The sequence below is a fragment of the Lachnoanaerobaculum sp. ICM7 genome (assembly GCF_000287675.1).
GTDB lineage: Bacteria > Bacillota > Clostridia > Lachnospirales > Lachnospiraceae > Lachnoanaerobaculum.
Genome location: NZ_ALJL01000025.1, coordinates 1 through 14,205, shown reverse-complemented (window position 1 = coordinate 14,205; position 14,205 = coordinate 1). Strand labels below are relative to the sequence as shown.

The following is a 14,205-nucleotide window of genomic DNA, read 5'->3' as shown; positions in this document are numbered from 1 at the left end:
ATCGTAAGGTTTATATAATAAAATGTCAATATTTTTCTTAAGTATATATTACAAAAAAATAACGGCCAAAGCAATCCGCTTCGACCGTTATTCTATCTTAAATATTAAATTTCATACATCAATTATTATTACATGTTCGAAATCATCCAATAAACTATAAAGTCTATAGATAATCTTAATACAACGCTTAATACCGTCCAAGTTAAAAATCCTATTAAAGCAACCTTCAGTGCTGTTATTGCCTTTTTAGGGTACATATTCTTCCATGCAAAGTATAGAGTCAAGCCAATTATAGGAATAAAGAAACATAAAACATTTATACCGGTACTTGGTTCATCGAGTTCATTGGTATTTGCCGTGTTTTCAACAGAAACATTTCTTATAGTATTTTCATTAGCAACTGTATGTACAGCCTGTTTTCCGCAAAAACCGCATACTTTATCACCGTCTTCGAGCTGTTTACCGCAATTTGAACAAAACATATATGCACTCTCCTTAAATTACAGGTCTAAAAATATATACTACATTTTTATTATACCACTTTTCCCGTATAAAGTTGATAATATCTTCCCTTTTGTTCCAACAAGCTTTCATGTGAACCACGCTCTATTATTCTACCCTGCTCAAGTACCATTATTACATCCGAGTTTTTAATGGTTGAGAGTCTGTGGGCAATAACAAATGTAGTTCTTCCTTCCATCAAGGAGTCCATACCGGCCTGTACAAGCTGTTCCGTTCTTGTATCAATTGAAGATGTAGCCTCGTCCAAAATAAGTACAGGAGGATCTGCTAAGGCCGCTCTTGCGATAGAAAGGAGCTGTTTTTGACCCTGTGACAGATTTGCACCGCCCTCATGAAGGAATGTATTGTATCCGTCAGGAAGTCTTTCTATAAAGCCGTCTGCATTCGCCAGTCTTGCAGCATCTCTACACTCCTCATCTGTTGCATCAGGACGACCGTAACGAATATTTTCCATAACAGTATCTGAGAAGAGATTTGTTTCCTGAAGAACCACACCCAAAGATCTTCTAAGGTCATCCTTCTTTATCTTTTCGATGTTTATACCGTCATATCTTATCTTACCGTTTTGAATATCATAAAATCTGTTTATAAGATTTGTTATAGTTGTCTTACCTGCACCTGTAGAACCTACAAAGGCAATCTTTTGTCCCTTGTTCGCAAAGAGATTTATATCATGTAGTACTATCTTTTCAGGTACATATCCGAAGTCGACATTTTCAAATACAATATCTCCCTCAAGTTTTGTATAAGTGATTTCTCCGTTATCATGTTTATGCTTCCATGCCCAGATACCGGTTCTTGATTTTGACTCTGATATATTTCCCTTACCGTCTATTTTTGCATTTACCAGTGTAACATATCCTTCATCTTCTTCTACAGATTCATCCATAAGTGCAAATACTCTCTGACTTCCTGCAGCCGCCATAACTACCGCATTGAGCTGTTGTGATACAGTCATAAAAGGTCTGTTAAATGCTTTTACCAATGAAAGGAATGCAGCTATAGTTCCTATTGTCACACCGAAATGACCGTTTATAGCCAGGTAGCCGCCAACTACAGCTATTACTACATAACTTAAGTTTCCGATTTGTGCAACTATAGGCATAAGTATATTTGCAAATCCGTTTGCTTTTGAAGCGGCCTCACATAGTTCATCATTTATGGATGTAAACCCTTTTATGTTCTTATCTTCATAGTTGAATACCTTTACAACCTTTTGACCGCTTATCATCTCTTCTATATATCCGTTTACTTTTCCAAGAGTAGCTTGCTGTATTCCGAAATATTTGCCTGAAATACTTGCGGCCTTACCTGAAGCCTGTACGGATATAATAATCATAATTACAGATACTAAAGTCATCGTAGGACTTAAAATAAGCATTGTAATAAATACAGCAATTAAAGAAAGCAATGCCTCAACGAGCTGTGGGAAAGATACACCTATAAACTGTCGCAATGTGTCTGTATCATTGGTATAGATGGACATGATATCGCCATGTGAATGTGTATCAAAATATCTTATAGGAAGTTTTTCCATATGTGCAAAAAGATTTCTTCTGATCTCACGCATGGTTCCCTGTCCCACATTTACCATTATCCTGTTATAAGCAAATGATGCCAATACACCCACCGAAAATATACAAATAAGTTTTCCTATCTCAATTGCCAATGGTGTGAAATCAGGATTACTTTCTTTTGTGAGGGGAATTATATAATTATCTATAATATCCTGCATAACTGAAGCACTCAGAGAACTTACTACCGCCGATATCAATATTCCTATAATTACAACAAAGATACTCTTTTTATAGTTTTTTAATACAAGTGATATTACTCTTTTCATGCTGTCGCTTGCAACAACCTGTATAGTTTGATTTATACCGCTTTTTTCTCTATTTATTCCCGACATTATGCACCTGCCTTATCAAAATCCGCATTACCTTCAGACTGCGCATTTGCTGTAGTTCTATAAATCTCATTAGTCTCAAGCAATTTTTCATGTGTATCAAATCCCACAATCTTACCGTTATCCATTACAATGATCTTATCAGCCTCTTTTATGGATGATATTCTTTGAGAGATAATGATTTTGGTAGTATTCGGTATCTCTTCTTTGAATGCTTTTCTTATCTTTGCATCTGTAGCAGTATCTACAGCAGATGTAGAGTCATCAAGTATCAATATCTTAGGGTTTTTTAGAAGAGCTCTTGCAATACAAAGTCTCTGCTTTTGTCCACCTGATACATTACTTCCGCCACGCTCTATCCATGTATCATATTTTTCAGGCATTCTTTCTATAAATTCATCGGCACAAGCAAGTTCACAGGCTCTCTTTATCTCATCCAGAGTAGCGTTTTCATTTCCCCAACGAAGATTGTCGATTATACTGCCTGAGAAGAGTACATTTTTTTGTAATACCACACTTACCGCATCTCTAAGACTCTTTATGTCATAATCCTTTACATTCTTTCCGCCCACATATACTTTTCCCTGTGTGGCATCATAAAGTCTTGGAATAAGATTTACCAAAGATGTCTTTGAACTGCCTGTACCACCGATTATTCCTATAGTCTGACCTGATGCTATATGAATATTTATATTTGACAGTACAGGCTTTCCGATACCTGCTTTATATGAAAAGCTTACATTATCAAAGTCGATGCTGCCGTCCTTTACCTTTTTGGACGCATTTTCCTTTGACTTAATATCACTTTCCTCCTGCAAAACTTCCGCAATTCTCTTTGCACTTGCTTCAGATAAAGTAATCATTACAAATGCAAACGAGAGCATCATCAGGGATATAAGTATACTCATTATATATGAAAAAAGAGATGTAAGTTCACCTGTTGTTAATGCTCCGGCTACAATTCTTTTTGCACCAAACCATGACAGTGCGATTATGCAGGCATATATTGTAAGCATCATCAAAGGATTGTTTAATACAACAAGTGATTCCGCCTTTACAAACAAGGTATATAAATTTGTTATAGCTCTGTCAAACTTAGATATCTCTTTATTTTCCTGTACATATGATTTTACAACTCTTATACCCGAAATATTTTCCTGTACATTTGCATTCAATGCATCATACTTTTCAAATACCTGATTAAAGAGTTTAAAGGCTACCGCAATTATAATAGCAAGGGCTGTAGCTAAAAAGAAAATAGCAACAAAGAATATAACAGACATGTCTTTTGAGATAGAAACAGTCATAATCAGAGCAAAAATGAGTGTAGCCGGAGCTCTCATCAACATTCTTAATATCATTTGGTATGAATTTTGAACATTGGTTATATCTGTAGTAAGTCTTGTAACAAGACTTGCACTTGAAAATTTATCAATATTTGAGAAAGAGAAATTTTGAATATTTCTAAACATACCTTCTCGTAAATTTTTAGCAAAACCGGCTGAAGCATTTGCACCGTAAATACCTGCAGCAATACCGCATATAAGTCCGAGAACGGCAAGCGCTATCATAATTGAACCGTATTTTATTACCGCATTGAAATCATTAATTGCAACACCTTTATCAATTATAAATGTCATCATATACGGTATAAGTAATTCAAATATTACTTCACCAATTATAAATACAATTGTGAGCAGGGAAGCAAGTTTATATTCTTTTATATATTTTGCCAATACCTTTAACATATGTTTTCTCCTCTCTAATATAAAAAAAAATTGCACATAATGTACAATCTTTTAAAATGAAATACCTCTCAATATTTAAGATAAATTCCATGCAGAAAAAGGGACTTGAACCCTCATGATATTGCTATCACACGGACCTGAACCGTGCGCGTCTGCCAATTCCGCCATTTCTGCTTATAACGCCACGTAAGATTTACTTACGTGGCAAGTATAATACAATACTGAATATTATGCAAGCTTAGATTTTGCAACTTCTGCCAACTTAGCAAAACCTGCAGCATCATTTACAGCCAACTCAGCAAGCATCTTTCTGTTCATATCAACGCCTGCAACCTTAAGTCCGTGCATAAGCTTTGAGTATGAAAGACCGTTGATTCTTGCAGCTGCATTGATTCTTGCGATCCAGAGCTGTCTGAACTGTCTCTTTCTCTCTTTTCTACCTGCATAAGCACTTGCTAAAGCTCTCATTACAGACTGCTTTGCAATTCTGTACTGCTTTGAACGAGCTCCTCTATATCCCTTTGCAAGTTTTAAAACTCTATTATGTCTTTTCTTTGCATTTAAAGCACCTTTAACTCTTGCCATTTAAAAACCTCCTAACCCTTCGTCAACTTATAGATATGGTAAAATTTTCTTCATAACTTTTGCGTTTGTAGCATCTGTTACGATATCTTTTCTAAGATTTCTTTTTCTCTTTGTTGACTTCTTAGTTAAGATATGTGACTTATAAGCTTTGTTTCTTACAAGCTTACCTGTTCCTGTTTTCTTAAAACGCTTCGCTGCTGCTTTGTTTGTCTTTAGCTTTGGCATAATGAATCCTCCTTTTATTACAATATCTTTAAGCCTTCTTTGCTGATAAAAACATTACCAAACTTCTTCCTTCTGCCTTAGAAGGTTTGTCAATTGTTGCCACATCTGAAAGAGCTTCGGCAAAATCATCCAAAATATATTTCGACTTGAACATTCTTGCCATCTCTCTGCCTCTGAATCTTAGAGTAACCTTAACTTTGTTTCCTTTTTCCAAGAATTTTCTGGCTGAACCGACTTTAGTATTAAGATCATTAGTGTCAATATTTGGAGATAAACGAACCTCTTTTACTTCTATTGTCTTTTGTTTTTTCTTTGCTTCCTTATCTTTTCTGGCAAGTTCATATCTGAATTTACCATAATCAATAATTTTACAAACAGGGGGTTTAGCTGTTGGAGCAATAAGAACCAAATCCAAGCCTGCTTCCTCTGCTTTTTCCCTTGCCTCATTTATTGAAACTACACCTAACTGTTCACCCTCTGATGAAATAAGACGAACTTCTTTAGCTTTAATCTGTTCGTTAATCAATTGTTCGCTAATACCTTTATACCTCCATTTTCTTTACCAATATAAAAAGGCAGATAGAAAACTATCCGCCCAAATAATCATTTAATCAAAAATCAAAAAATGCTTATATGAACCAAAGTCACTCCTGTGCTAAGGTGAGGCGAACCTGCTTTCTTTCAACGTGTCTATGTTATCAGTTTTCTTTTTGTTTGTCAATAAGTTTTTTTGTTTTTATGGATGTATTACTTCATATCCTTCAATGTCATAATAACCTGCCGGATCTTCATCTCCTCCAAACCAGACATGAGAATAATTTTTATCCATAGCCACTCCCATAGTTGTTATAAATGACCAGTCATTATCACCTATTATTACTTCATTATGACCTGAAGAACTCTTCCATAAATCAAGAGCCAACTTAGGATCTATTCCGATACTGTGGTATACGGATATTTCATATCCTGCTCCCGCATAGTCCGTCAACTCGCTTGGCTTATCCCACATGATTTGTGCATGTTCATGATCGGGTGTGTATGCTCCACCGCTCCAATTTCCGTTATTAGACCAGCTGTGAAGATTGCCCTGGATTCCTCTTTCATCAAGCTGAAGCCTTGGTGTGTAATCATGTGAATCTTTTACATGGGCTCTTGCAACACTTGTAAGAGATTTTGAGAATGACAACTTAGAAAGTCCAAGACTCTCTCTGTACTCATTTATCAAATAATATAAATTTGCTTCTGCTTCACTCAGTCCGTATTCTCTAAGTTCAGCAATGATCTTTGCTCTTGTGTCTCCTTCAACATTATCGTTTGTAATTACAGTTGTAGGAACATTTGTAACGTTGCCGTCATTATCACTTGGCACCACCTGATTTGTAACGTTGCCATCATTAGCACCTGGTACCACCTGATTTGTAGTATCATTGTCTTTGGTGGCAGTCGGTCCGATATTATTTGAATCGGAAGCTGTATTGTCAGCCACAGGTCCGATATTATTATTTGTGTTTTCCAATACTTTTGTTTCTTTGAATAGATTTGAAGTATCAGCTTCTACTGCATTATTCTCACCGGATACCTCTTTGATACCGTCATCGGCCAAAGAATCCAATGTCTCTGATACAGTGTCATTTTCAGTAGATACCTCTTTGATAACCTCATCGGCCAAAGAATCTACACTATTTCCCAAAACTTCATTCTTATAATACTCGCTTAACTCCGCACCCGGACCAATCAAGCTTTCCAATTCTCTTTTATCAACATTCGGCTTGTGAACATTGGCAGTAATTCCGGTCTGATTTGCCGGTAAGCTCTCTTCTATTCTCTCTCCGTTATCAAGTACATAGTAACCATCAGGCGTTATTGTATTTACAAGCATAGCACCGTCCGAACCCAGATAATAGTTTTCCACCCATGAATCTTCCACCATGTAACCGTTATCATTAAAATAATACCACTTTTTATTTATGTTTTTCCAAGAATCACTCGGGTATGTGCCATCGACCTGCCTATACCACCACCCTATATCATTTTGCCTCCATCCCTCTAAAACAGGAGGTGATGCTAAAGCAATCATTGATAATAAACAACTTGTAAAACAAACAAAAATTAATCCCAAGATTTTCTTGCTTAAACCCATTTCAATCTCCAAAATAAAACTTTACAGTCCTTCAAAGGCACATAATATATCATAATTTACTTCTTCATAGAAAGCTCTTCTAAGATCGGAATATGATGTATACCTTTTCAACAGGACCATCAATTTCGTAATTGTTGCCTCCAATGTCATATCATATGCCTCTATTAGACTGAAATCTTTTTTGATTTTTTGACCTACCTGATAAATCTCCATATTGGAGCCCTCATTTACAACCTGAGTCGCCATGACAATGAATTTGCCCATTTCCTGCCACTTCTCCATCTCTTCATAGAATTTATCAAGCATATTGTCGGGTATACCCCCAACTCCGAAACTCTCTATAATAATGCAATCATAGTTATCAAATAAATATCCAAGCATGCCCTCTTTCATACCCGGAATCATTTTTAATACACATACCGAATCACTTAAGTCAAGGAAGAATCTTACCCTCTCTCTCATAGGTATGTATGGAATGTATCGTATTATGTGTTTTTCCTGGATTCTTGCAAGTACCGGGAAATTCACACTATGAAACGCATTGAATGATTTTGCCATCATCTTCTTTGCTCTGGTACCGGCAATTACATTACCGTCAAATACCAGAACAACATTCTGAGAATAATCATCACATGCATAGAGAATACTGTCTCTTAAATTTAATTTTGCATCTGTACCGTCTGTACTTATCGGCTTTTGAGCTCCTGTAATAACTATAGGCTTTCTGGAATTTTGTATCATATAGCTGAGAGCCGCCGAAGTATATGCCATAGTATCCGTACCGTGTAAAATTACAAAACCGTCATAGGAATCATAATTTTTTTCAATAGCTCTCGCTATATCCTGCCAGATACTCGGTGTAATATTTGTAGAGTCAATATTACAAACCTGCAATACATCTATCTCACAAAGTTTTTCCACTTCAGGTACAAATGTCAAAATTTCAGGTGCCGAGAGTGCCGGTGACAATCCCTCACCCATTTGCTTTGAAGCAATTGTTCCACCTGTTCCTATCACTAAAATCTTCTTCATGGTGTACTCCTTATTCGATATATTAGAATACATTCAAATAAGGCAAAACTCAAGTAGAATAATTACCCTATTTTAGGTGATACGCCCCGAACGAATCGAGGCGTTCACCATTTCGTCTGAAAACAGATCAGACAATATTATCTCCATGCTCCGTCGGCATTTACATGAAATCCGTCAGGAGTCTCTTCGTTAACATACATAGAACCGAGCGGTCTTATATCCTTATTGTCTCCATAGTTCCAACGACCTGTAGTATTGTCAAAGAACCATGTCTGAGCCGGTGGATTAGGATTGAAGAAATACCAGTTTCCATCGATCTTATCCCATGATACATGCATATGACCGTCATTTCTGTCAAGGAAATACCATCTTGTATCATCAGGATCATGGTGCCATCCCTTAATCATCTCACCAAAGAAACCGTCATGATTCATTGAAAGATAATACCACTTGTTTGTATCTCTGTCTAAGAACCATCCGCTATCCATGATACCGTCCTGTTCAAAGTGATACCATTCAACCTTTGTTCTACCCTCAAAAGTATAACTGAGTAATTGCCATCCTGTTACTCTCTCACCTGTTGTAAGCTTAAAGATCCACTTTGAATTATCAAGATTCTTAGCTGCTTCTTCAGGGTTAATAAGTTCCCAGTTTCCGCCTACTCCTACTGCAATAGGTGTTGATCCTGACAATGTGTTCGCTCTGCCTCTTCCTGTATTTGAAGATGCTGCGCCACCACCTGAGCTTCCACGACCGCTACCGCCGCCTGAAGAGCCACGGCCACCGCCGCTTGAAGAGCCGCCACCGGAGGATCTTCTTGGCTGTAGTGTAGCAATAAGATTATTTAATGCATCAAGTGCAGCCTCTAATTCAGATGTCGATGACTTTCTATTTATCCTATCAATTACTGCCTGAGCATCAGCCAACTGTGCTAATAACAATGCCTGTGAAGGTGCATCATAATTATTCAAATTATTTCTTGCTGTAGTCACTGCAGACTTTAAGTCCCTTTCAGCTTTTAGTCTTTCAATTTTGTCATTTGAATAGAACACATAAACTGTTTCATCTGAAGTAACTCTTAGTGTAGGATCATATTCCTGATATGTATTTTTGTCCGTACTCAAACCTTCATAATGCCATGTTATACCATTGTTATCGATATAATCCCTGCTTATCTTATGTGAGTATAAATTTGCCTTATCTTGAACTGTCTCTGTAGACCTAAGAGTAAGGGTTGTTATAAGATCATTATCTCTATTATCTCTTACCTTAACTTTATATATAGCTGGTGTTGTATATCCAAATATGTAGGTATTACCTGACTTCAAAGTTACATTAAACTGTCCCGGATATGTTGCTGAAGGATTCTCATAATCCCCATTTAATGCTGTAACAGCATTTGAACCTGTTGCAACCTCATGTAACATGTAATCTCTGGTTGACAGTAGTGCTCCTGTTTCAACAGTTGTATCAAGATCAATATTACCTGGATAATCTTCCCAAACATTAGTTAAGGTATTTAACTTCTGAACCTTTGCTGTCATAGCAAATATTGGATGATAGTGATCTGTAAGGGTATCTTCCACAAGTGTCTTAAATGGGTTAGATACACTATCCTTATCAATAACGACTCTAAATCTACCGGTATCTAAAATAACAGGATTTATCACTCCAATATGTTTTCCTGAGCCTATATTATCATTGTATATATTATCATCCCAGTATAAGCCTGCTACATCATACATTGCCTGAATTTTTACAGGCTTATTCGGCATTGTGAAAGATATTCTGGCATTAGTTGTTCCGGAGAAATCTCCATTTACAACCTTCCACTCTCTAAATGTGTTTGAATTATTATCAAGTGGATATGCGACTATCTCTACATGTGTTCCAGGTGTGACTCCCCTTAACATATCATTAATATTATCTGTTGGAGCAAGCGTTACATCTGCATTTCCTAATTTATACATAACAGGCAATAGACTGTTACTTCCAACTACAGTTATATCAAATGTATTTACACTTAAACCAAAGTTATTTGTAGCTACAGGTAAATCTGCACCTGCTGCCTGTCTTTGTGCCGGTGTATCAGTACTTCCTAACGGTCTTGGTACAATATGATATGTTGTTCCCGGATCTAAGTTCCCAAATGTTACTGTTCCAACTCCACGTGAATCATTTGTCGGAGTTGTAAAAGGATAAACAGTATTTCCATTGTTATCCACTAATGCATACTCTGTATTAGGTGCTGTAGGTGTTATTGTGATGCTTGCTTTACCTGGATTTGAGTAATCCTCTGTAACCATTGGTGTAGGCGCTACAGGAATTTGAGTTGTACTATTCGTACTTACACCGGTTACTCCTGTAGGAATAGGATCTCCCACTGTTATCGGTGTTGTAGAAAGTGCTGTGGCAACATTATATGTATTTCCAGGTGTAAGGAAATCACCTGTAATATTTCCACCATTTGTCATTATTTCAGCACCGGATAAAACTGCAACTACATTTCCGCCTGCATCTGTAACTACATAGTTCAATCTGGAATCCATTGTAGAAGGTAATTGAGTATCTACAGTAATTATAGGCTTTCCATTATTATCAATCTCACCTGTAGCTATAGGTGTATATGGTGTTGCAAATGGAGTGTTATAAGCAAATACTACAAATGTTTCACCATTCATATTTCTTATATCTGTTGTTGGACTCAACTCATCATACTTATACTTTCTCTCTACATTGTCATAGTATCTATAATACCATGTAGCTGTATATCCCGGATCTACAATAATAGCTGTACCTTGAGTAAAGTTATCTAATGCACTAAATGGGATGTATGTCAATAATGAACCTCCGGCATTGACATTCTCTGTTGTAGCTGTAGATTCATCTCCATTAACTATTTGAACATGATTGTTACCTTCTTTAAGTGTATAAACATTCCACTGGTTTACATTCTTTTCAAATGTTGCAATAATAGATGCACTGTTAGTTGAGTTTGGCACATTTATAGTAGCAGGGAATGATGTGATATCAACACTGTTATATTTCCATCCTGCAAATCTGTATCCAACTGCGGGTTCAGGAGTCGGCAAATCTGACTCTTGAATTTCCAATGAATAGTGGTTTGGAACTGAACTGTTTTTCCTTGTTAACTGCTTTATATCTTTATTACCGGTTCCATATTCATGTTCTGTTGCAAGACCTTTATCAACTAAAAGTTTTCCTGTTCCTACACTTGAAGCTACCACATTTGCCACCTTTGTTGGATCAATTGTGTATGTTATAACTAAATTTGCATCTTTATCAGGTGAGTCCGGTGTATTATCTCCATCTTTGTCAATACTTATAGTGTATTTAGGATTAGTATCTGACCATCCGGCTTCATTTGCATTAGGTTCTGTTTGATTATAATGTGCGGGATTAGTATTTAAATATTTATATGAATATGAGCTTCTAAAGTCTGCAATATTATCAGTTTTTATGGTTGGTAATTTATTCACATCTGTTCCTGTACTGATATAATTGTCTAATACCGGAACAGGAATATCATAATCCTTATTTGAAACAGCTACTCTCATATATACATTATTACCATCTGTATACATTACACCAATGGCCGGCTCAGCAGGAGGAACGACTGTTGATATATCTGTAAATGCATTAGGATTTGCTTCCTTCACTTTATCAAATATATTCTTTCCCTCATTATCAGAATATTGTACATTTATAACTTTATAATAAGCCGGATTTTCATAGTAATTATATGTTACGGTTACCCCTTGGTTTGGAAGCTGTCCGGTAATTTTATATCCACTGGCAGCATTACCAACCTTTATACTTTGATAATTGGCTGCATCTTTTGCCGGTATTATTGTATCAAGAGGTTTCTTGTTTGGATCCGGATTAGTAAGATTAAAATCATCACCGGTTTTATCCAGCGTAAACCTTCCTGTTGTAGCATTTGGAACTCCCCAATCATATGTAATGGTCACAGGATTTACAGGATCAAGTATATATCTGCTTGGAGTACTTGAAGCAGAAGATGCTATATTAACATATTTACTATTTGCTTTTATGTCAGCAGCGTCAACAGATGTAAGTACCTTCTGGTTTGAAACCGTAGGAATAGCCCTTTGATTCTGAGACTTTACAGTACCACGAACAGGATTGGTTATACTACCTGTATAATCCCATATTTTATCAACAACCTTTAACGAAAATTTATCATTATTAACTTTATACCTATACTCGATATTAACATCTTTATTTGTGGTCAGAAATTTTAGTGTATAAGGTGAACCTATGTTTAATTCTGTACCGGATAGTGTTTTTTCAACCTGTTTAGCCACACTTCCAACACCCGGACCTGATACCTTTAAGCTTTGTATATCATATCCCGGTATTGTATAAGGTGTTGTAAAAACCTCATACATTACTTTATGCTCTTTAGGAGTACCAGCCGGTACAGGAAAATATGTTGTATCAGGATCAGTTGTATCCGGTAAATGTTTTATATCTAATTTCATTGCTGATGTAACATTCTCGTCAGGTACAAGAGTCGCATAATAAGTTGTAGCTTGATATCTTCCACTATCTAACTTACTTCTAGGAAAGTCACCAGCACCTGGTGCTTTTCTGAATTCACTTATCTTATATCCAATCAAATCCAGTCCATCTACTACTCCCGTTAAATCTTTGCCCCATATTTTTCCACCAACTTTTCCTGTATATCCTGTGCCATCTGGTTGTGTTGGATAAGTAGTTCCATTCCCCCATGGAAGTAAAACACCATTTGCATCTGTCTGAAGACCTGCTGAATTAGTATTTATAGGGGCACCCAACGGACCACTCACTGTAATTTGATGTGTAATTTGATGTGGAGCAATACCAGGATCCAATGAAGGTGTATTCGTATCAAAATCAAATGTTATAGTTACATCTGCAGCATATGCCGGCTTTGCCGGTGCCAGCATGGTAAATAACATGCCGGCAGACAATACGGCAGCCAATTTTGCTTTTATTGTCTTTCTTTTCATTCTCTCTCCTATGTCACTTAATTCCAAGCACCGTTTGCATCTACACTATATCCGTCAGGAGTCTTTTCTCCTGCATACATAGATCCAAATGGTCTTGTACTATTATTCAAATAGTTCCACTTGAAAGCATTAGCATCCCATACATAAGTATTTTGTGGAGCATTGGCATTGAAGTAATACCACTTTCCACCAATATTTTGCCATCCGACAAGCATTTCACCATTCTGGTTTAGGTAATACCATCTTCCATCCTGCTTATCCAAATGCCATCCTGTCTCTAGGATACCTGTATTATCATTCATATAATACCACTTATTTGTCTTTTCATCCTTTACCCAACCTGTTACCATCTGGCCAAGCTCAGGACCCGGTGTTGTATTCATATAGTACCAGTTACCGTTCTTTGAGTCATATACCCAACCTGTTGCCATTGTTGAGCGTCCGTCAAAGTAATACCAACGTGATACCTTCTTACCTGTATTGTCGTTGAATGTAATCATACCCCACATATCATTGATAGGTGTTCCACCATTAAGTACGAATGACCATCCGCCTGTTACAGGGTTTGTCTCCCAAGCACCGTCTACACCAAGTACGAATGCTCTTACATTACTGTTTTCATTGATAGCTGTATTTTGTTGTGACTTCTCTCCCGGTGTCAAAAGTCTACTTCCTCTACCACTTGAAGAGTTACCGCCACCGCTGGCACCGCCGGTTCTTCTGTTTCTGTCTCCGGCTCTGTCGGCTGCTATCTTTGAATACTTGTCAATAAGTCTTCTAAGTGCATCTATTGCCTGCTGAAGCTCTGCATAGTTTGCCTGTCTGAGATATGTAGTTCCGTCAGGAGATACAAGATCTCTTGCCTGTCTAAGTGTCTCAAGTGCATGTGCTATAGCCTCATTTATTTCAGCAACTTCTGCTACCTTAAGGTATGGGTCTCCTGTGAGGATCTTTGCTTCTTCTATAGTACCACCAAGATCTACTCTTGCCTTTGCAACTTCTTTTCTGTTG

At 36.9% G+C, this 14,205-nt stretch carries 9 protein-coding genes, 1 tRNA gene and 1 pseudogene; all 11 read right to left on the bottom strand.

Annotated features, from left to right (window positions below; all coding sequences use genetic code 11):
* Positions 1-128 precede the first annotated feature (128 nt).
* Complete coding sequence (locus tag HMPREF1140_RS09045) at positions 129-482, bottom strand: zinc-ribbon domain-containing protein (protein ID WP_009663556.1); 354 nt, start codon at positions 480-482, stop codon at positions 129-131.
* Positions 483-532: 50 nt separating this feature from the next.
* The gene (locus HMPREF1140_RS09040) at positions 533-2,431 is read right to left on the bottom strand and encodes an ABC transporter ATP-binding protein (protein ID WP_009663567.1); all 1,899 of its coding nucleotides are present in this window, start codon (positions 2,429-2,431) and stop codon (positions 533-535) included.
* The gene (locus HMPREF1140_RS09035; RefSeq protein WP_009663581.1) at positions 2,431-4,176 is read right to left on the bottom strand and encodes an ABC transporter ATP-binding protein; all 1,746 of its coding nucleotides are present in this window, start codon (positions 4,174-4,176) and stop codon (positions 2,431-2,433) included. Before HMPREF1140_RS09035 ends, HMPREF1140_RS09040 begins: the two co-directional genes overlap by 1 nt.
* Positions 4,177-4,266: 90 nt before the next feature.
* Positions 4,267-4,350 (bottom strand) — tRNA-Leu (locus tag HMPREF1140_RS09030).
* Between the two features lie 54 nt (positions 4,351-4,404).
* Positions 4,405-4,761: a 50S ribosomal protein L20 gene (gene rplT, locus HMPREF1140_RS09025; protein WP_007591881.1), complete on the bottom strand. Its 357-nt coding sequence runs from the start codon at positions 4,759-4,761 to the stop codon at positions 4,405-4,407.
* A gap of 27 nt (positions 4,762-4,788) precedes the next feature.
* Positions 4,789-4,986 carry a 50S ribosomal protein L35 gene (rpmI, locus tag HMPREF1140_RS09020; protein ID WP_007591879.1) on the bottom strand — a complete coding sequence of 66 codons (198 nt, stop codon included), beginning with the start codon at positions 4,984-4,986 and terminating at the stop codon, positions 4,789-4,791.
* A 28-nt stretch (positions 4,987-5,014) separates the two neighbouring features.
* Positions 5,015-5,512, bottom strand: a complete 498-nt coding sequence (gene infC, locus HMPREF1140_RS09015) for a translation initiation factor IF-3 (RefSeq protein ID WP_007591878.1) — start codon at positions 5,510-5,512, stop codon at positions 5,015-5,017.
* 210 nt (positions 5,513-5,722) lie between these two features.
* Positions 5,723-7,126, bottom strand: a complete 1,404-nt coding sequence (locus tag HMPREF1140_RS09010) for a CAP domain-containing protein (protein ID WP_009663554.1) — start codon at positions 7,124-7,126, stop codon at positions 5,723-5,725.
* A 21-nt stretch (positions 7,127-7,147) separates the two neighbouring features.
* On the bottom strand, positions 7,148-8,158 hold the full coding sequence (locus HMPREF1140_RS09005; RefSeq protein WP_009663574.1) for an asparaginase: 1,011 nt from the start codon (positions 8,156-8,158) through the stop codon (positions 7,148-7,150).
* Positions 8,159-8,295: 137 nt separating this feature from the next.
* Positions 8,296-13,194 (bottom strand): InlB B-repeat-containing protein, encoded by a 4,899-nt coding sequence (locus HMPREF1140_RS13570; RefSeq protein WP_009663569.1) that lies wholly within the window; start codon positions 13,192-13,194, stop codon positions 8,296-8,298.
* A gap of 17 nt (positions 13,195-13,211) precedes the next feature.
* A pseudogene (locus tag HMPREF1140_RS08995) lies at positions 13,212-14,205 on the bottom strand (N-acetylmuramoyl-L-alanine amidase family protein); the annotation flags it as partial.